Source organism: Acinetobacter sp. YH01021 (genome assembly GCF_013420255.1).
GTDB lineage: Bacteria > Pseudomonadota > Gammaproteobacteria > Pseudomonadales > Moraxellaceae > Acinetobacter.
Genome location: NZ_VOYO01000004.1, coordinates 178,295 through 198,010, shown reverse-complemented (window position 1 = coordinate 198,010; position 19,716 = coordinate 178,295). Strand labels below are relative to the sequence as shown.

At 43.9% G+C, this 19,716-nt stretch carries 17 protein-coding genes; 8 read left to right on the top strand and 9 right to left on the bottom strand.

The window, feature by feature from the left end; genetic code table 11:
• Positions 1-104: 104 nt before the first annotated feature.
• The 6 genes from FTT86_RS05435 to FTT86_RS05410 form a co-directional block, all read right to left on the bottom strand.
• A complete protein-coding gene (locus FTT86_RS05435) occupies positions 105-1,379 on the bottom strand; it encodes a mechanosensitive ion channel family protein (protein WP_004647066.1) in 1,275 nt (424 codons plus the stop codon).
• Between the two features lie 166 nt (positions 1,380-1,545).
• Positions 1,546-2,082, bottom strand: a complete 537-nt coding sequence (locus FTT86_RS05430; protein WP_004731139.1) for a DUF2058 domain-containing protein — start codon at positions 2,080-2,082, stop codon at positions 1,546-1,548.
• Positions 2,083-2,097: 15 nt separating this feature from the next.
• The gene (locus FTT86_RS05425; RefSeq protein ID WP_004647063.1) at positions 2,098-2,772 is read right to left on the bottom strand and encodes a YoaK family protein; all 675 of its coding nucleotides are present in this window, start codon (positions 2,770-2,772) and stop codon (positions 2,098-2,100) included.
• Between the two features lie 42 nt (positions 2,773-2,814).
• Positions 2,815-4,011, bottom strand: coding sequence for a serine/threonine transporter SstT (sstT, locus tag FTT86_RS05420; protein WP_180180761.1), 1,197 nt, complete (start codon positions 4,009-4,011; stop codon positions 2,815-2,817).
• A 327-nt stretch (positions 4,012-4,338) separates the two neighbouring features.
• Positions 4,339-6,087 (bottom strand): SulP family inorganic anion transporter, encoded by a 1,749-nt coding sequence (locus tag FTT86_RS05415; protein ID WP_180180760.1) that lies wholly within the window; start codon positions 6,085-6,087, stop codon positions 4,339-4,341.
• Positions 6,088-6,303: 216 nt separating this feature from the next.
• Entirely contained in the window at positions 6,304-6,621 is a 318-nt protein-coding gene (locus tag FTT86_RS05410) for a helix-turn-helix transcriptional regulator (protein WP_004280410.1), read from the bottom strand.
• A gap of 281 nt (positions 6,622-6,902) precedes the next feature.
• On the opposite strand from FTT86_RS05410, the gene cysK reads away from it, so the two are divergent.
• From cysK to FTT86_RS05390, 4 genes are all read left to right on the top strand, one after another.
• Complete coding sequence (gene cysK / locus FTT86_RS05405; protein WP_180180759.1) at positions 6,903-7,901, top strand: cysteine synthase A; 999 nt, start codon at positions 6,903-6,905, stop codon at positions 7,899-7,901.
• 185 nt (positions 7,902-8,086) lie between these two features.
• Positions 8,087-10,786 (top strand): heavy metal translocating P-type ATPase, encoded by a 2,700-nt coding sequence (locus FTT86_RS05400; protein ID WP_180180768.1) that lies wholly within the window; start codon positions 8,087-8,089, stop codon positions 10,784-10,786.
• Positions 10,783-11,193 (top strand): Cu(I)-responsive transcriptional regulator, encoded by a 411-nt coding sequence (gene cueR / locus FTT86_RS05395; protein ID WP_180180758.1) that lies wholly within the window; start codon positions 10,783-10,785, stop codon positions 11,191-11,193. The genes FTT86_RS05400 and cueR overlap by 4 nt, the downstream gene beginning before the upstream one ends.
• Positions 11,194-11,271: 78 nt before the next feature.
• Positions 11,272-11,466, top strand: a complete 195-nt coding sequence (locus tag FTT86_RS05390) for a heavy-metal-associated domain-containing protein (protein WP_144724668.1) — start codon at positions 11,272-11,274, stop codon at positions 11,464-11,466.
• Positions 11,467-11,561: 95 nt separating this feature from the next.
• On the opposite strand, the gene FTT86_RS05385 is transcribed toward FTT86_RS05390, so the two are convergent.
• On the bottom strand, positions 11,562-12,167 hold the full coding sequence (locus tag FTT86_RS05385) for a TetR/AcrR family transcriptional regulator (protein ID WP_004280405.1): 606 nt from the start codon (positions 12,165-12,167) through the stop codon (positions 11,562-11,564).
• A 499-nt stretch (positions 12,168-12,666) separates the two neighbouring features.
• Between FTT86_RS05385 and FTT86_RS05380 the strand changes: the two genes are divergently transcribed.
• Positions 12,667-14,448: an acyl-CoA dehydrogenase C-terminal domain-containing protein gene (locus FTT86_RS05380; protein ID WP_180180757.1), complete on the top strand. Its 1,782-nt coding sequence runs from the start codon at positions 12,667-12,669 to the stop codon at positions 14,446-14,448.
• 83 nt (positions 14,449-14,531) lie between these two features.
• Positions 14,532-15,701, top strand: coding sequence for a thiolase family protein (locus tag FTT86_RS05375; protein ID WP_004280402.1), 1,170 nt, complete (start codon positions 14,532-14,534; stop codon positions 15,699-15,701).
• Between the two features lie 190 nt (positions 15,702-15,891).
• Here FTT86_RS05375 and FTT86_RS05370 read toward each other — a convergent pair whose 3' ends face one another.
• Positions 15,892-16,959, bottom strand: coding sequence for a putative zinc-binding metallopeptidase (locus FTT86_RS05370; RefSeq protein WP_004647052.1), 1,068 nt, complete (start codon positions 16,957-16,959; stop codon positions 15,892-15,894).
• A gap of 405 nt (positions 16,960-17,364) precedes the next feature.
• On the opposite strand from FTT86_RS05370, the gene FTT86_RS05365 reads away from it, so the two are divergent.
• Both FTT86_RS05365 and FTT86_RS05360 read left to right on the top strand, forming a co-directional pair.
• Positions 17,365-17,808: a GNAT family N-acetyltransferase gene (locus FTT86_RS05365; protein WP_180180756.1), complete on the top strand. Its 444-nt coding sequence runs from the start codon at positions 17,365-17,367 to the stop codon at positions 17,806-17,808.
• Positions 17,809-17,952: 144 nt separating this feature from the next.
• Complete coding sequence (locus tag FTT86_RS05360; RefSeq protein WP_180180755.1) at positions 17,953-18,840, top strand: DMT family transporter; 888 nt, start codon at positions 17,953-17,955, stop codon at positions 18,838-18,840.
• A 74-nt stretch (positions 18,841-18,914) separates the two neighbouring features.
• Here FTT86_RS05360 and pcaD read toward each other — a convergent pair whose 3' ends face one another.
• Entirely contained in the window at positions 18,915-19,694 is a 780-nt protein-coding gene (pcaD, locus tag FTT86_RS05355) for a 3-oxoadipate enol-lactonase (RefSeq protein WP_180180754.1), read from the bottom strand.
• Positions 19,695-19,716 lie beyond the last annotated feature (22 nt).

Below are 19,716 nucleotides of genomic sequence, written 5' to 3'. Positions count from 1 at the left end.
TTAAACTAAAGCCAGATTTATGCCAGTCAGGTTTTAAATAGATGAGGAAATAAAAAAGCCTGAAATGCAGCAGCACCTCAGGCTTGAGATTGGATGACTTGTATTTAAGTAATAATAGAAGACGGTTGAGTAAATGCTTCCTTTAAATCAAGACCTGAAGGCGCTTGATAGACCTTTAATCCAAATTCCGGAATAATCGCCAGCAGATGATCCATGATATCCGACTGGATATTTTCATACTCCACCCAGGCGGTAGTATTGGTAAAAGCATAAATCTCTAATGGTAAACCCTCACTGGTTGGCTGCAATTGGCGCACCATCAGGGAATGATTTTTACTAATGCCCGAATGTTGTTGCAGATAAAACTCTACATAGGCACGGAAAGTTCCCAGATTGGTGAGACGGCGCTGGTTATATTGCGAATGATGACTCAGTTGCAGGTTAAATTGTTCCAGTTCCTCTGATTTGGTATTCAGGTATTGATCCAGCAAAATAAAATTTTTCAGCTTATTCTGTTCTTCAGCCGACATAAAATGCACGCTGCTTTGATCAATATGAATCGAGCGCTTGATCCGGCGCGCACCGGCTTCCTGCATACCACGCCAGTTTTTAAAAGTGTCCGTCACCAGTTTATTGGTGGGAATCGTGGTCACTGTTTTATCAAAATTCTGTACCGTAATGGTATGTAATGACATATCAATGACATCTCCGTCCGCATTCAGCGAGGGCATTTCGATCCAGTCGCCAATACGCACCATGTCATAAGATGAAATCTGAACCGACGCCACCAGCGACAAAATGGTATTTTGAAAGACCAGCATCAACACCGCGGCCATGGCACCGAAGCCAGCCAGCAAGGTAAAGACATCCTTTTTCAGGAAAGTGCCGAGAATCATCAGGCCACAGACAATAAAGATAATCAGCTTGACCAGCTGCAAATAACCTTTGATGGGTTTGTTACGGGATTTGGGATTACGCTGATAGACCAGATTAAAAATATTCAGTAATTCACCCAGGGCCAAGGCAATTGTCAGGAAGATAAAAGCCTGTGCCCCCATTTGCACAAAGGATTCAACCTTGTCAGATAAATGCGGTACCGTGGTAATCCCGTTCATGATTACGACTGCCGGAACAATATTGGCAATCCGGCGAATCACGCTATGCTCGGCAAAAATCTGATTATTGGCAAAAGGCATTCTGGAAATCAGTTGACGTATTCCGCGTACCACAATTTGCTTGGCAAATAGATTGGCAAGAATCGCCAGTAAAATCACAATACTCAGTGAAGATAGCATTTCCAGCCATGGGTACTGATCTGCCCATTCTTGAATATTCCGAATAAAATTAAACTGTTCCAAACGATCTTTCTCTTCAATCAAAAATTTAGATCAAGTTTATAGATTTGGATCAGGTTTTTTAATATTGGATAACTTTTTAAAACATATCTATTGGTCAGAATCATTCAATAAAAGTGCATAAAAATGAAAAAACCGGCGAATTCGCCGGTTTCTGATTTTCGATATTTCATTGATGATATCGCGATGCTTACCACATCAAATCATCAGGAATTACATAAGCTGCATACGGATCTTCTTCATCAGTGGTTTCTTCATTTTTCTCTGAATTATTCACAATAATAAAGCCCTGCATTTTCGCATTGATACGATCTGCCAGAGCTTTAGGCAAGAAAGCATAGCTGTCATTTTCACGGGCAATCACCAGACTGCCTGCCACCAGCGCATTATAGATTTGCTGATTTAAATAGACTTTCTTGATTTTACTGTCATCAATAAACTGATACACCGCATCGCCATCAGTATCACGGATTTTGTGCTGATTAATCATTTGCATGATTGCGGCTTTGAGTTCTTTTTCCTGCAAAGCTGCTTTTTTCTCTTGCTCAATCGCCTGATCTTTAGCCATTTTTTGCTGTTTGTCTTGTTCAATCTTGGCCTTGATTTCAGCCTCGGTACCGTCACCGGTGCGTTTTTCATGCACAGCCTGTTTAGACAGTTTTTTGGCTTTTTTATTATCGACCAATCCTGCCTTTAACAATTGTGCCTGCAATGCATTTTTAACCATGAGAATGTCCAGATATTAGTCGTGTTGATGTCGATAACGTAAATAAATCACCCAATACGTGAGACTGAGAACCAGACTCAGCACTGCCGGGATCAGGAATGCATTTAATTTTAAATAAGGATATAGCCAGCTGGCAAGAATGCCACCGCTTAAAAAACCGAGCAAAATAAGCAAATGCAGAACCACGCGTCGTGATTCCACCTCTAAACCGCGCAAACGGTAGCCCATCGCCAAGCCGAGGTCGGTCAGTACGCCAGATAAATGCGTGGTGCGAATGATGGCACCTTTATAGTGGCTAACCATGGCATTTTGCACACCCATGGCAACACAGGCCCATAACAAGGCATAACGCGGGAAATAGGGCAATAATAACCAGCAGATCAAAATAAAAATAGCCACCAGGCTTAAAGGGTAACCATAAAGCTGCCCCAAGCGAAAGTGGCTATTTCCAAGAATCAGTCCGCTATAGGATGAACCAATGACATAGCAGAGTGTGACCAGAAAGAGATACAACATCTGTTCTGGTTGCCAGTTCAGCAGGGCCATGGCCAGCATGCTGACATTGCCGGTCATATGTGAAACAGACTGGTGCAGTACCGTCACCAGACCCAGGACGTTAATCATGCCGGCATTGACCGCAAGAAAAAACGCCCCTAATTGTACCCAGGTAGGTAAACGCTGTAATGGCATAACAACATCATTGGCTAAACATATTGATTAATCAATATAAAATCAATTTGATGCGCGGTCTACTGCTGCAGTAAATAAAACATCAGTCGATGAGTTTAGCGCGGTTTCAGTAGAATCCTGTAATACGCTAATGACCATACCAATTGCAACGACTTGCATGGCAATATCCGAAGAAATCCCAAACAGGCCACATGCAACTGGAATCAGTAACAATGAACCTCCTGCAACCCCTGAAGCGCCACATGCCGAAACGGTTGCCACCACAGAAAGAATGAGCATAGTGCTGAAATCGACGCTAATCCCCAAAGTATTTACAGCCGCCAATGACAATACAGTAATGGTCACAGAAGCACCTGCCATGTTGATCGTAGCACCCAAAGGAATTGCGATACTTGAAGTTGATTCCTTGACGCCCAGACGTTTTGCCAAGTCCAGATTGACTGGAATATTGGCTGCCGAACTACGGGTAAAGAAAGCGGTAATGCCACTTTCGCGCAAGCAAGTGAATACCAGTGGATACGGGTTGTTGCGTGTCATTAAGGCAACCAGAAGCGGATTAATTACCAGTGCAACGAAAACCATCGTTCCGAGCAACACAGCAAGTAAATGTACGTAACTGGTCAGCGTATCCAGACCAGATTCAGCAAAAGTCACTGCAACCAGACCAAAAATACCCAAAGGTGCAAAGCTGATCACTAAACGAATCACATAGTTCACTGCAAAGGCGGCATCATTCAAAAGCGTCTTGGTGCTATCCGATGCATGACGGAAGGCAATACCCAAGGCCACTGCCCAAGCCAGAATACCAATAAAGTTTGCTTCAGCAATCGCAACGACCGGATTGGTAACAAAACTGAGCAGTAAATTCTTCAGGATTTCTACCAGACTGCCAGGTGGCTGTAATTCAGCTTGTGCAGCGATATCCAGAAACAGCGTACTTGGAAATAAGATGCTCGACACCACAGCGCTCAGTGCAGCAAGGAACATACCCACTGCATACATGATCATAATCGGTTTGATGGGGGTGTTGGATTGACCCACCTTAAAATTCGCGATAGAAGCTAAAACTAAAATGAAAACCAGAATCGTTGCAACAGACTTCAAGGCTTTAATAAACAGGTCGCCCAATAGGCTTAATGAGGGAGTAGCTTCGGGAAATACCACAGCCACACCCACACCTAAAATAATGGCGATGATGATTCGAGAGACTAAGCTCATGCGCATAAGGGCAGAAAACATAAGGTTGCCTTGTGAAAATTACGAGGGCTAAATTTGGGAAAAAGTTGCGCTATTTTATACTTAATTTAAACAAGGCTTAAAATATATTTTTATATAAAAACCAAGATATTGATATTATTGATTTATTCTAAAATTAATTGCTTTAAAACATTGCTTATATTGAAGAAAAACTTCTTAAAATGATGAATAAATCACCACTTTTAAAATTGTATTCATGAAATAAATATCAAAGTTAAATAGATAAATTCAAATTATATTTGAAAATTTAAGAAGTTAGAACTTATGACCGGTTGGAATTTCCGGCCATAAGTTCAAGTATCTGCTGTCTTAAATTGTATAATCTTTATGCTGCTCAAAGATCTCTGGCGCCAGGTCCTGAATCGCCTGAAAATGGGTCAGATAAATGCGCCCGCTCAAATGCGTCATCAATTTAGAAGCTTGCAGCTTGTCTATGACCGGACCTTTGACTTCGGCAAAATGCAGACGAATATCCAGTTTGGCCAGTTCCGCATTTAAATCTTCCAGCATTTCCAGGGCACTCAGATCAATCGCACTGATGCTGGAATAGTTGATAATCACATGTTGTAGCTGGTCATTCAGGCTGATCTCATTGATCAGATAACCTTTGAAGCTATTGGCATTCAGAAACGTCAGATTCTCATCAATCCGTAGTGACAGCACCCGGTCGGAGGTACTGACCTGATGCCGCTGAATATTACGAAAATGCTGGGTTCCTTCGACCAGACCGACAACTGCAATATGCGGACGGCTGATTCGCCATAACATCAGCACAAAGGTCGAGACGATTCCAATAATCAAACCGGTGGAAATATCAATCAGGACCACGCCCAGAAAAGTAATCCACATGGCAAGGCCATCTGCCTTGGAATAGCGCCAGGCATCAAAAAATGGCTGGAGATTAACCAGCTTCCAGATGGAAACAATAATCGTCGCGGCCAGAATGGTCAGCGGCAGATCTTCAAAAAATCCGGTAAAGAACAGACTCACGAAAATAATCAGAATCGAGGATAAAACACCGGCCATAGGTGATTTGGCACCGGCATCGGCGTTTACTACAGTCCGTGACAGGCTGCCCGTGACAGGAAAAGCTGAACTCACGCCTGCACTGATATTGGCCAGACCGAGCGCAATCAGTTCCTGATTACTGTTTAAATGACTGCGTTGCTGCAAGGCCGTCGCTTGAGCAATCGATAGTGACTCCACAAAACTGATCATGGCGATCATGCTGGCACCCGGTAATAAGGTCATGACCAGTTCCCAGTTCCAGTGTGGAAAAGACAAGGGTGGAAAACCGGACGGAATTGCACCGACGGTTTTAATGCCCTGAAGCTTTAAATCCAGAAATACAATTGCTGCAATGCCGAGACATACCAGAATCAGGGGCACTGCACGTACCAGAAAATCTGTAGAGCCGATCCGGCTTTGTACAGCCTGAGATTTTAATAACTTGGGCAGATAGATTAACAAACCTATAGAGAACAGGCCGAAAATCAGGCTCGGCACGTGCAGCAGCGGGAAATATTGCAGCAAACTGCTGACAAACTCCGGAAGGTTATTGGCTTTTAAAGGAAGATCGACCAAAAACTTTAACTGCCCAAACGCAATCAATAAGGCAGAGGCAATAATAAAGCTTTGAATCACGGGATGACTGATCAACTGGATCAGAAAACCAAAACGGAATAATCCCAAAAGCAGGGAAATAATCCCGACCATCAGTGCCAATAAAGTCGCAGCTTCAATATAGACTGGTGAGCCGACTTCAAAAAGTGGATTGAGCGTAGCAAAAGTCATTATGGAAATGATGGCTACCGGGCCAATCGATAAAGTCGAACTCCCACCGAGCAGGGCATAAATGATCATCGGCAGGATGCTCGCATATAAACCCATGATCGGCGGCAATCCTGCCAGCATGGCATAGGCCATCCCTTGAGGCACCAGCATTGCCACCACAATCAGGGCAGCCAGCACATCAGACTTAAATTTGACCGGCGTGTAGTGGCTTAACCATGCCCAGGCAGGCAGTCTATGCAGAAGTTTAGACTTGGAATTTTGCATAAAAAGGTCTAAATCACAAATATAGATATATTATGCACAAATTCTGCTAAGAAGTCTTAGCTGATCTAGATTCTTGATGAATCATGTTTAAAATGAAACATCTGGGTCAGTCGTAGATCATTTAAAAAACTCTATGATCGTGATCTTAGTGGTGTAGAACGACCTCAATAAGAGTTTAAAGAAACTTATCTTGATGACTGAAAAAAGAAAGATTCTTTATTTAGCTGGATTGCCACAATACAATTGATAAAGGGTATTTAAGACCACAATCAAATTTTGATCTTTAATTGAATAATAAATCTGTTTGCCGTCGCGCCGGGTATCTACCACATCGCTTTTGCGCAACATCATGAGCTGCTGGGAAAGTGTCGGCTGTTTAATCTCAGTTATTTCCTCAATTTCTGAAACATTCAGTTCCGCTTGAGACAGATGACATAAAATAAGAAGACGGTCGGTATTGGCCAGAGATTTTAAAATGCCAACGACCTGTTCTGCTGAATCGCGCATAGTCGTGATTTCAAAATCGGTTTTCATTCAATATGTCCATTATAAAGTTACAGCCCGCTAATTATACGGGTCTTAGCCCGTAATACCTTGCTAAAAACAGTTAAGTTTTATGGTTTTTAATGAATTGAATTATCAATTAAAATTATATTTTAAATATTGATAGATAAGATAAATTTATTGCATAGTGCAGAAAGTATTTTAGTTCACATTCGTGCAATGAAGTGCAAGTTTCATCAAACATCTACAAAGCAAAAAAATGCTTGTATGATGTTTAAGCGACTTGAACCAATAACATCAGGGATATCATCATGAGTACAGATTCAGCTTTTCCAACACCGAATAATTTAGGTATAGCGGTTTATAGTAATAATGCAGACGCGATTGGAAATACACCGCTTGTTCGTATTAATCGTGTGATTTCCGCTCCGGCCACGGTACTTGCGAAAATTGAAAGCCGTAATCCGGCATTCTCAGTCAAGTGTCGTATTGGTGCCGCGTTGATTAATGATGCTGAAAAATCTGGCAAGCTCAAATCCGGTATGCATATTGTCGAGCCAACCAGCGGCAATACCGGTATTGCATTGGCTTTTGTTGCGGCAGCCAAAGGTTATGACATTACTTTGACTATGCCTTCAAGTATGAGTATTGAACGCCGTAAGGTGGTGAAAGCATTGGGTGCCAATCTGGTTTTGACTGATCCGGCCAAAGGCATGAAAGGCGCGATTGAAGAAGCACAACGTCTAGTCAATGAAAATCCTGAACTGTACTACCTGCCACAACAGTTTGAAAATCCGGCCAATCCTAAAATTCATGAAGAAACTACGGGCCCAGAAATCTGGGAAGCGACTGCGGGCAATGTCGATATTCTGGTCGCAGGTGTCGGAACGGGTGGAACCATTACCGGTATTTCACGCTACTTTGAAAAGGTAAAAAATAAGCCTTTATATTCAGTGGCGGTGGAACCCGCTGAGTCTGCAATTATTGGTCAGGCCAAACGCGGTGAAGACATTACACCTGGACCACACAAAATTCAGGGGATTGGTGCCAACTTCATTCCGGGTAATCTGGATTTAGACCTCGTTGATGAAGTGATTGCCATTAATAGCGCAGATGCAGTCGAGTGGGCACGTAAAACGGCAGCTCAGGAAGGTATCCTGGTCGGCATTTCAAGTGGCGCGGCTATGGCAGCAGCGGCACAATTGGCGGCTCGCCCTGAAAATGCCGGTAAAAATATTGTGGTGATTTTGCCAGACGGTGGTGAACGCTATCTGTCTTCGATCTTATTTGAAGATATTTCTGCCGAATAACATTGATGCATTTTATATTTTAAATACTGCCATACAAGCCCGAAGTCATCTTCGGGCTTTTTATTGGGTGGTTTTAAATCGCAGCAGGACGCTGCATTATTTTTAAAATAGTCAGATGAAAGACTTGACCTTACCATGATGGGAATGTTTAAGCTATAAGCTCAACAGTGAGTTGAAGCATGGAGATGGGCATGGCAGAACAAGACAGCAACCGCTTATATGAACAGCAGGTGCAGATTGGCGGTATGACCTGCGCCTCCTGTGTAGCTCGGGTGGAAAAAGCCTTGAAAAAAATTGAAGGCGTGGTCGAGGCGTCTGTCAATCTATCGACTGAAAAAGCTTTTATTAAAAGCCAGCAGCCAATTGCTGCCGCTGCGCTGGTTCAAGCAATTGAAAAATCCGGTTTTGATGTACCGACGCAACAGTTTGATTTAAATATTGAAGGCATGACCTGTGCATCCTGTGTGGCTCGCGTAGAAAAAGCCCTAAAAAAAGTGGAAGGCGTGCTGGATGCACAAGTGAATCTGGCCACTGAAAAGGCGCATGTGAGTGCGATCAACTCTGTACCATTGTCCAAACTAACTCAGGCAGTGCAAAAAGCCGGTTTTGATATTCAGAGCAATCGGATTGAACTGGCTATTGAGGGTATGACTTGCGCTTCATGTGTGGCACGGGTTGAAAAAGCTTTATTGAAAGTAGAAGGTGTCAGCGAAGCACAGGTCAATCTGGCCACCGAAACTGCCTGGGTGAAGGCCTCGCATGCCCAGATTCCGGCCTTGATTGCTGCGGTGGAGAAAGCCGGTTATCAGGCCACCATAAAATCTGGTAGGGATATGTCGACAGATAGCCATGATGCTTTTCAGGAAAAGAAAGCCAATGAAACGGCACAACTGAAACGAGATTTATGGCTTGCAGTCATTCTGACAGCACCTGTATTTATTCTGGAAATGGGCTCGCATCTGATTCCGGCATTTCATCATTTTATTGCCCATACGCTGGGAACCCAGAACAGCTGGTATCTGCAGTTTGTACTGACCACTTTGGTGCTGATTATTCCGGGACGGCGTTTTTATCAGCATGGGATTCCGGCATTGTTACGCTTGGCACCGGATATGAACTCGCTGGTGGCCGTTGGAACCATTGCCGCCTATGGCTTTTCCTGTATCGCGACCTTTTTTCCGCAGTTGTTACCGCAGTCCACCGTGCATGTGTATTTTGAAGCGGCCGCCGTCATTGTCGCGCTGATTTTACTGGGGCGCTATCTGGAAGCCAAAGCCAAAGGGAAAACCTCAGAAGCGATTCAGTATCTGATCGGCTTGCAACCGAAAACAGCCCGAGTACAACAAAATGATCACTGGGTTGATCTGGCAATTGCCGATGTACAACAAGGCATGCTGATTGAAATCCGTCCGGGTGAAAAAGTCGCCGTCGATGGTGAAGTGGTTGCAGGACAAAGTTATATTGATGAAGCGATGATTAGCGGTGAGCCTTTACCTGTGGCCAAACAGGCTGGCGATCAGGTGGTCGGCGGTACGGTAAACCAGAACGGAACCCTACAAATCAAAGCTACTGCAGTCGGTCAGGATTCGGTACTGGCGCAGATTATTCAGATGGTAGAACAGGCGCAAGGCTCAAAACTGCCAATTCAGGCGGTGGTCGATAAAGTGACTTTATGGTTTGTGCCGGCTGTTATGGCACTGGCGGCCTTGACCTTTATGGTCTGGTTCCTGTTTGGGCCTGAGCCGAATCTGACCTACGCCTTGGTAAATGCGGTCGCCGTACTGATTATTGCCTGTCCATGTGCGATGGGGCTGGCGACTCCTACTTCAATTATGGTCGGAACTGGCCGTGCAGCAGAACTGGGCGTGTTGTTCCGTAAGGGCGAAGCATTGCAGTTATTGCAGCAAACCAAAGTCGTCGCGCTGGATAAAACTGGAACCTTGACTGAAGGAAAACCATTGCTGACCGACTTTGAAGTCACCGCTGATTTTAATCAGCAGACCGTATTACAGCTGGTGGCTTCGGTGGAGGCCAAGTCAGAACATCCGATTGCCCACGCCATTGTTCAGGCTGCTCGCGAGCAAGAGCTGGAACTGATGGACGTGACGGATTTTGATTCAATTACTGGTGCAGGGGTCAAAGCACAGGTGTCCGGTCAGCAACTGCATATTGGTGCAGAACGTTTGATGCAGGACTTGGGCTTAAATGTCGATCTGTTTAGAGACACTGCACAAAAGCTCGGTGATCAGGGCCGCAGTCCTTTATATGTAGCGATTAATCAAAAGCTGGCTGCAATTATTGCCGTAGCCGATCCGATTAAACCGACCACTTATAGCGCGATTCAGGCCTTGCATGACCAAGGCCTCAAAGTGGCGATGATTACCGGGGATCACCAGCATACCGCACAGGCGATCGCCAAACAGCTGAAAATCGATCAGGTGATTGCCGAAGTCTTGCCGCATGAAAAAGTCGATGCGGTACGTCAACTCCAGCAGCAATATGGTGTGCTCACTTTTGTTGGAGATGGAATCAATGATGCGCCGGCACTGGCACAGGCCGATGTCGGTATGGCGATTGGTACCGGTACCGATGTCGCGATTGAAGCAGCCGATGTGGTGTTGATGTCAGGCAATTTACAGCATGTGGCAACGGGGATAGGCTTGAGTCAGGCGACCATGCGCAATATCAAACAGAACCTGTTTTGGGCCTTTGTCTATAATATTGCCTTAATTCCGATTGCTGCAGGTGTGCTATATCCATTCTGGGGCATCTTGTTATCGCCAATGTTTGCCGCAGGCGCGATGGCACTATCCTCCGTGTTCGTCGTCAGCAATGCCTTGAGATTAAAAGCCTATCAACCGGTGCAGTTTAAGGAGTCAGTATGATGAATATTGGTCAGGCCGCAAAACGGTCCGGCATCTCTGCGAAAATGATTCGTTATTATGAAGACATTGGTTTGTTGCCGGCTCCGAAACGCAGTGATACAGGTTATCGGGTTTATAGTGATGCGGATATTAAAACCTTAAGTTTTATCCAGCATGCACGTGAACTTGGATTTTCTTCAGAGCAGATGAAAGAATTACTCGGTCTGTGGCTGAACAGCTCACGCCAGAGTAGTGAGGTCAAACAGCTGGCACAAAAACATATCCAGTTTTTACAACAGAAAATTGCTGATATGCAGCATATGCTATTAATTTTACAGCAATCGGTTGAGCAGTGTGCCGGCAATGAACAGTCCGATTGCCAGATTTTAAAACAGATTGAACAGGGTATCATTCCTGGGCAGCACTGACCTGATCTGCAGTTCAGCTCAGATTAAATATCGTCTGCCGAATCAGATAAACTTTAAACCGATCCTATGGAGCTAAACATGAAATTCCGTATTGAAAACATGACCTGTGGTGGCTGCGCGCGCAGTGTCACGGCTACGATTAAAGATCTGGATGAAAATGCCACTGTGAATATTGACGTGGCCAGCAAACTGGTCGAGGTTGAATCGAGTGTGAGCGAATCCGAGATTGTTGCAGCTTTAACTGAAGATGGTTTTCCACCTGTGGCAGCCTGATGGGTGTCGAGTTAAATCGCGAAAGTGATCTTATGCACTCATACAAACAAATAAAAAAATGCCTGATTCGATCAGGCATTTTTTTATTATAGTGATTATACCGATGAGATTTTATCTGGCGTCATCAGCGCCTGATTAATATACAGCTTAATCAGACGTTCACGTGACCCAATCGCTTTTTGGTAATTGGTCGAATTTAATAACAGCGAAGCGCCATAGGTGACTGTCCAGATATAAGACAAATAATCGCGAATCGACATGGCACTTTCTAAAGCCACCAGATAATCATGGGTGATGTCTTTAATCCGGATAATCCGTTCTTCACGAATACGATAAAGCTCCTGAAATAATTCTTTCAAATTTTTCTCGTTATTGGTTAAACGCTCTTCAATGACATGCAACAGGATGGTTCGGTTTGAATTGAGCATGTGATAGAGCATATATTGTGAAACATAATTTTTAATATCGTTATTATGCTTTTTTGATATTTCTAGAATTCTTTTTTCATTCAGAATAATCAGTTCTAAATATAACTGGTTCTTGCTTTTAAAATGTTTGTAGATGGTTCCTTTTGCGATGTCCAGTTCACTGGCCAGCTCACTCAGGGTAATGTCCTGATTATTATCCAGTAGCAGGCTTTCCGCCATGCTGAGGATCTTCTCTTTACGAAGAAGGAAGTTCTGCTGTCTTACAGTCGTCATCTTCTTGGTCCATACTTTTCGAAAAAGAACCTTTCAAGAATATGCAATTTTGCACGCGATGGCTATAAAACTAAGGTCGTGATATTTATCTCATTTTGTATATTTATGCAGCAACTGCTGACAAATAAAAATAGCGATGCTAAGCGGACAGAAATATTGTCAAGAAAACTGAACCCTAGAGATCAACTTTGCTAAATAAAATTCCATTTTCAGTATAATTATTTTATTGTTTCAGCGCACGAAGCTAAATCCTTTGACTGTTTTAAGCCCATATTCATCAGGGTTTAGTACGGAAAGTAGATCAATATTAAGCTGGCATATTCAGTCACTTATACTGAACATAAAGACGTGATTTTCAATGCAACTTTATGAATCTAGATATAGATTTAATACTGCAGGAATTGGATATCACGATTTTAAAATGGCCTGCCTGGATTCTAATGAAAATTAGAAAATATTTGGCAACAGGATTGAGTATCACCCTTTAAGGAATTTAGAAATGCCGATTTATAATGCGCCGCTAAAAGACATGGAATTTATTTTAAATGACGTATTCCAAGCTGAAAAATTTTGGCAAGGTAATGAAAATCTTGCACATTTAGATATGGCAACGGCAAATGCAATTCTGGAAGAGATGGCCAAATTTTCGAAGAATGTCATTCTTGACCTGAATCGTCCTGCTGATGAAGAAGGTGGTGCTCAGTTTAACAATGGTGTGGTGACAACACCCAAAGGTTTTAAAGAAGCTTTCAGACAGTTTGCCGAAGGTGGCTGGGTAGGCTTGGGTGCGCCTGAAGAATGGGGCGGGCAAAACATGCCGAAAATGCTCACGGTTCTGGCGGATGAAATGATCTGGAGCACCAATCCATCTTTCATGCTTTATCCGCTATTAACGGTGGGTGCAGGTATGGCGATCAGTGACCGCGCCTCACAGGAACAGAAAGAAACTTATTTACCAAAATTCTATACGGGTGAATGGTCGGGCACTATGTGTCTGACTGAACCACATTCCGGCACAGATCTTGGCATTATCAAGACCAAAGCTGAACCGAATGAAGATGGTTCGTACAATATTACCGGTACCAAAATTTTTATTACCAGCGGTGAGCATGATCTGAGTGAAAATATCATTCATCTGGTGCTGGCAAAAACTCCGAATGCACCAGCAGGTTCACGTGGTATTTCATTATTTATTGTGCCGAAATTCCTGATCAATGCCGATGGTTCACTGGGTGAGCGTAATACAGTCGCTGCCGGTTCGATCGAACATAAAATGGGAATTAAAGGCTCGGCGACCTGCGTCATGAACTTTGACGGCGCCAAGGGCTATATGGTTGGCAATGAAAATGAAGGTCTGGCCGGCATGTTCGTGATGATGAACTACGAACGTTTGTCTATGGGAATTCAGGGCATTGGTGCAGCAGAATTTGCCTACCAGAATGCGGCACAATATGCGACGGACCGTTTACAGGGCCGTGCATCAACTGGTGCAAAATCTCCAGAAAAACCAGCCGATTCAATTCTAGTCCATGGCGATGTACGCCGTATGCTGCTCAATGTACGTGCTAACAATGAAGCTTCACGTGCGTTTGCGGTGTATGTAGGTCAACAACTGGATATTACCAAATACTCAACCGACCCTGAAGCGGTGCGTAAAGCGACTGACCGTGTGGCGCTGTTAACGCCAATCGCCAAAGCTTATTTGACCGACAAGGCACTGGATTCTGCACTGGAAGCGCAAATGTGCTTCGGTGGTCATGGCTATATCCGTGAATGGGGCATGGAACAGTGTATTCGTGACCTGCGTATTTCACAGATTTATGAAGGCACCAATGGCGTGCAGGCGATTGACCTGATTGGGCGTAAAACCACCAAATGTAATGGTTCTTATATCGCGGAATATATTGCTGAAATCCGTGAATTTGCACAAAGTCTAGATGATTCATTGACGATTAAAACGGTGACATTAGAGACCTGTCAGCAACTCGAAGACATCACCAGATTCATCGTCGAGCAGTCTAGACTGAATCCTGATTTCGCTAACGCGATTGCTGTCGATTATCTGCATGCGGTTGGGCTGCTCAGCTTTGTCTATATGTATGCGCGGATTAGCAAAGCTGCTGCAGCCAAAGACGACAGCTACTTCCAGAACAAACTGGTACTGGCCAATTACTATGTGGCCAAAGTACTTCCGGATTTGAGTGCACGAATTCAACGTATTCAGGCCGGTGCGGAACTGGTCATGCAGTTGCCTGAAGACTATTTTACCGCACAGGCTTAAACCGCAATGATTGCGAAGGACCAACACTGTAGAGCTTCGGCTGTGCAGTGTGGATAACAATGATGAAAAAGGATGAAACTAAAATGATCGTAATTGTAGATGCAGTACGTACCGCGATGGGCGGTTTTCAAGGTTCACTTTCAAGCTGTACCGCGCCGGATTTGGGTGCTGTGGCAATTAAAGAAGTGGTGGCACGTGCAGGATTGGCGGCCAATGATATTGATGAAGTGATCATGGGCTGCGTACTGCCAGCCGGTTTAAAACAGGGTCCGGCACGTCAGGCCATGCGTCAGGCAGGTCTACCGGATTCAACTGGTGCGACCACCATCAATAAAATTTGTGGTTCAGGCATGAAAGCCGTGATGCAGGCAGCAGATGCGATCAAGGCCGGTTCAGCAGAGATTGTGGTTGCAGGCGGGATGGAGTCGATGTCAAACGCACCCTATTTAATGGACAAGGCACGTGCCGGTTTCCGCATGGGACATGGCAAAGTCATTGATCACATGTTCCAGGAAGGTCTGGAAGATGCTGAAACAGGTCTGTCGATGGGAATTTTGGCTCAGGAAATGGCGGATAAAAAAGGCTATACGCGTGAGCAGCAGGATGACTATGCGATTGGCTCATTAAATAAAGCCGTGACCGCCGTCCAGCAAGGCTTCTTTAAAGATGAAATCGTGCCGGTCACTGTCAGCAGCCGTAAAGGTGATGTGATAGTAGAGCAGGATGAGCAACCTTTAAATGCCAAGGCTGATAAAATTCCAACTCTGCGTCCAGCGTTCAAAAAAGACGGCACCATTACTGCGGCAAATGCCAGTTCAATTTCAGATGGTGCTTCAGCATTGGTGATCACCTCGAGCGAAATTGCTGCACAGCGTAACTTAAAACCGCTAGCTAATATTCTGGCCTATGCCAGCCATTCGCAGCATCCGTCAGAATTTACTATTGCACCTGTTGGTGCGATTGAAAAAGTCCTGAAAAAAACCGGTTGGGATGCTCAGGAGGTTGACCTTTGGGAAATCAACGAAGCGTTCGCCATGGTCACTATGTTAGCCATTGATGGCTTTAAACTTGATCCAGCAAAAGTGAACATTAATGGCGGTGCCTGTGCACTTGGTCATCCATTGGGTTCTTCTGGTTCCCGTATTATCGTGACCTTGATTCATGCCTTAAAACGTACTGGCGGCAAGAAAGGGATTGCATCCTTATGTATCGGTGGTGGTGAAGCGACTGCGATTGCTGTGGAACTAATTTAAGCCCATCTTAAATCGTATATTCAGGTAGCAAACTAAATACTGATTCATTCAAAAGTTGCTGCTCTTGGTTCGCCAGGAGCAGGGATTTTTTAAATCATATTAATTTTTAAAATACACAATAAAATCCATATTTTCAGACTTTGCTGATCCCATTCCATCAATAGTTTTACTATAAAAATTACTTTTTAAATTATTTAAAAACTTTTTCCAGCACATGCCGGTGAATAAATCGTAACTTGTCTTTAACCGCTTCGCTCAGCTTGAACGGGTAGGCATCTTCCAGGCCCATACAACGGTTTAAGGCATTCAGATTAAAGGTCAAGGTAACCCAGTTTTCCAGAATATGTTCAAAATCCTGTCCACCAATCGGGCATTCTTTAAAATCCATGCTGGCCAGATAGCTGCCATTTCCTTCAACACGCATACCACCATAGTAGGCAGTTTCCAGTGTTTCCATCATATGCAGATAGTGCGCCCAGGTTTCTGCCCAGTCTTCCCAGGGATGGGCGGTAGCATAAGCACTGATGTACTTTTCCTGCCAGTTGATTGGCGCGCCTTCATTATAATGGCGTTCAAGTGCCTTGCCGTAATCCTGCCGCTCATCGCCAAAATACTGACGGAATTCATCTAGCAATTCCGGATGCATATGTTGCATGAGCGCAAAATAATAATGGCCACTTTCATGACGAAAATGACCCAATAAAGTCCGGTAGTTTTCACCCATATTTACACGTGTAGTTTCACGATAAACAACATCAGCTTCAATTGCATTTAGGGTAATGACACCATTAGCATGACCAATTAAAACAGGCTTATCTTCTTGAGGCAGGAGAAAATCAAATCGCAGACCAAATGGATCATCTTCAGACTTTTTAGGGCGTGGCATCATGTTCATGCGCTGGGCCAAATACAGGAAACGGCGTTTGGCTTCTTCCAGTCGAAACCAGTAAATCAGGTTCTCGGAATTTTCCAGATCAGGAATGACATGGGTAAGCTGACAGGATTCACAAAATTCCTCGTCTTCATCGCTGGGGATCATCCAGTTGCATACCTGATAATTTACATAATTGTGACAGGGTTTATAACTGGCATGTTGGTAGTTCTTGGCGATTGGAACCCATCGCTCAGCACTCTGTTTTTCGAATGCGCATAGCTCTTTTTCCGAAGCGATATAACCGATCGGTGACAGACAGTGATCACAAACTGATTTGTAAAAAAACAGCTGTTGCTTGCAGACGGCACATTCAAAATGTTTCATTAAACTCCCTGTAGGGAAGCGAACGACCTAAAATGTTTATCGATGATGAACACGAAAAAAGGTTCAGAATGCCTACCTAATTTTCTTCCTGATAAAGAAACATCATAAAAATTTCATTGAAAATTCTATATGGATGAATTGTAAATATAGGCTGCTTGATATTAAATAAAACATCAATTGAATCTTTGTTTTAATAAAAAAATTATATTTAAACAAGGTTTTAAATAAAGTGAGTTGCCGTCTTAAAAACACGGACGGACAAGGCCTATCGAAGGATATTACCGAATATTTCGACTGGTTTTTAAATTTAGGGGAAGTCCATTCAAGAACAGCTAAAGCAGCTAACTTTTAATAAAAATAACTTTTTTAATGTATACAACTTAATAAAGAGAAATTTAAAAAAACATGAAAATTAGAAAAGCCAATATTCATGATACTCGTGCCATTGTCGATGTGATTGCACCCTTTGTCGATGCCGTGATCAGTTCGGAAGAAGGTCGCCAGCGCTTTCAGCCTGAGATGATCCAGACCATTTTCGAGCGTCCGGACATTCATTATTTTGTGGCAGAAATCGATCATCAGGTGATAGGCGTCGTGGCTTATATGGAACCTGCACACTTCATGCATTTTTTCCTTAATCAGGCCTATCAGGGGCAGGGTTATGGCCGGCAAATGTGGCGCTTTTTAGAAAGCGAGATCCGCCTTCAAGGCCATTCAATTATTACGGTAAAATCCAGTCTTTATGCCTTGGATATTTACAATCGCTTTGGTTTTGTGGAAACAGGACAATATACGGAAGAACATGGAATCCGTTTTATCCCGATGCGAAAGGATTATCCGGATTTTTAAGAGAAAAATAAAATTGTTTTTTAGCTGGAATCTTTCCAAATTAAGCCAAACTTTCTGCTATTGGCCAGCATCCTATTTTTAATTAGTCAGTCCTTTTGTTAAGACATAGAATTAATTCACTTTTGTAGTAATAGCGATCAGTAGATGGCATTCAGCTGGATTTTTTTCACTTTAATGGCTGCATTTATGCAGGCTTGGCGTAATGCCTTTCAAAAACAGCTCAGCACCACGGTCGATGTCTGGGGAGTCACCCTGGCACGCTTTATTTTCGGTTTGCCATTCGCTGCGCTTTACCTGAGCAGCCTGTATTATTTCAAGCCAGTTGAAAGTGTGGTTCACTTCACGCCCAAGTTCTGGGTCTATGTAGTGATTGCAGGTTGCAGCCAGATTTTAGCTACGGCACTGATGGTGCAACTGTTCAAGCAAAAAAATTACGCGGTTGGGGTGGGGCTGGCGAAAAGTGAAGCCATTTTAGCCGCCATTATTGGTGTGACCTTATTAGCAGATCATTTGTCATTTTTGGCCTGGATTGGTGTGGCGCTGGGCGGATATGCGGTATTTTTATTGAGTAAAGCCCAACAGGTCAGCGGGTTTTCAGCGAGAACATTGGCGATCGGGATTGGCAGTGGATTAAGTTTTGCCATTACCTCGCTTCTGGTACGCGAAACCAGTTTGGAATTAAGCACTTTACCCACCTTGCATCGTGCGGCCTGGGTGCTGTTAATGGTGATCAGTTTTCAGTGCCTGAGTATGCTGCTTTACCTCAGCCTATTCAGTCGCCAGACTTTAGTGGCCATGTGGCAGCGTCTGGGCTTAACTTTTAAGGTGAGTGTGTGCAGTTTTATGGCATCACTCGGCTGGTTTACTGCCATGAGCATGATGAGTGTGCCGGTCGTGAAAACCTTAGGACAAATTGAGATTCTGTTTAGTATGCTGATTTCGGCATATTTCTTTAAAGATAAACTGGCACGTGCGGAGCATTGGGGACTAGGCTTGGTAGTGATTGCGGCGATTCTAGTAATCTGGGCCTGATGCAGCACTAATTTTTTAAATCTAAGTATAAAAAAGCCACTGATCAACAGTGGCTTTTTCTTTGCATTTATTGTTTAAGCAGCAATAAATTTCTGAACCGCCTGATTAAAGGCCTCAGGTTGTTCCACATTGGAAATGTGCGAGGCATTGATTTCAAACAACTGGCTTTGTGCAATTTCAGCTTGCATGGCTTGACCATCTGCAACAGTCGTTACGGGGTCTTGCTGACCGGCCACAATCAGTACCGGCACTGAAATCGTTTTGATCTGTTCACGTAAATCCGCCTTAGCCAAAGCTTCGCAACAACTTGCATAACCTTCCGGGCTGCCAGCTCCAAGGTCGTTTGAAAGTTCTGCAACTGTCGCTGCGTTGCTTTGGATAAAGGGTTCGGTAAACCAGCGTGATGCTGCAGTTGATGCAATCGGTGCCAGACCTTGTTCACGCACCAACGCGGCACGTTCCAGCCAGGCTTGTTCCTGACCAATCTTGGCAGCAGTATTGCAAATAATCATGTGGCTAAAACGTTCAGGCTTGTTAATCGCTAACCATTGACCGGTTAAACCGCCCATCGAGATACCACAGAAAGCGGCTTTCTGGATATTCAGATGATCCAGCAGATTGACCACATCCTGACCTAACTGTTCAAGACTATACTGACCTTGTGGTGCAGAGGAAGCCCCATGACCACGAGTGTCATAACACACAACAAAATAATCTTGCTGGAAAAATTCAATTTGTGGTTGCCACATGCTGAATTTAGTGCCCAATGAGTTAGAAAAAACCAGGGCAGGTTTGCTGGCATCACCAAAGGTCTGGTAATTGATCTGGGCATCGTTGGATGTAAATGTTGGCATTGAAATCCCTCCCGACCTCCCT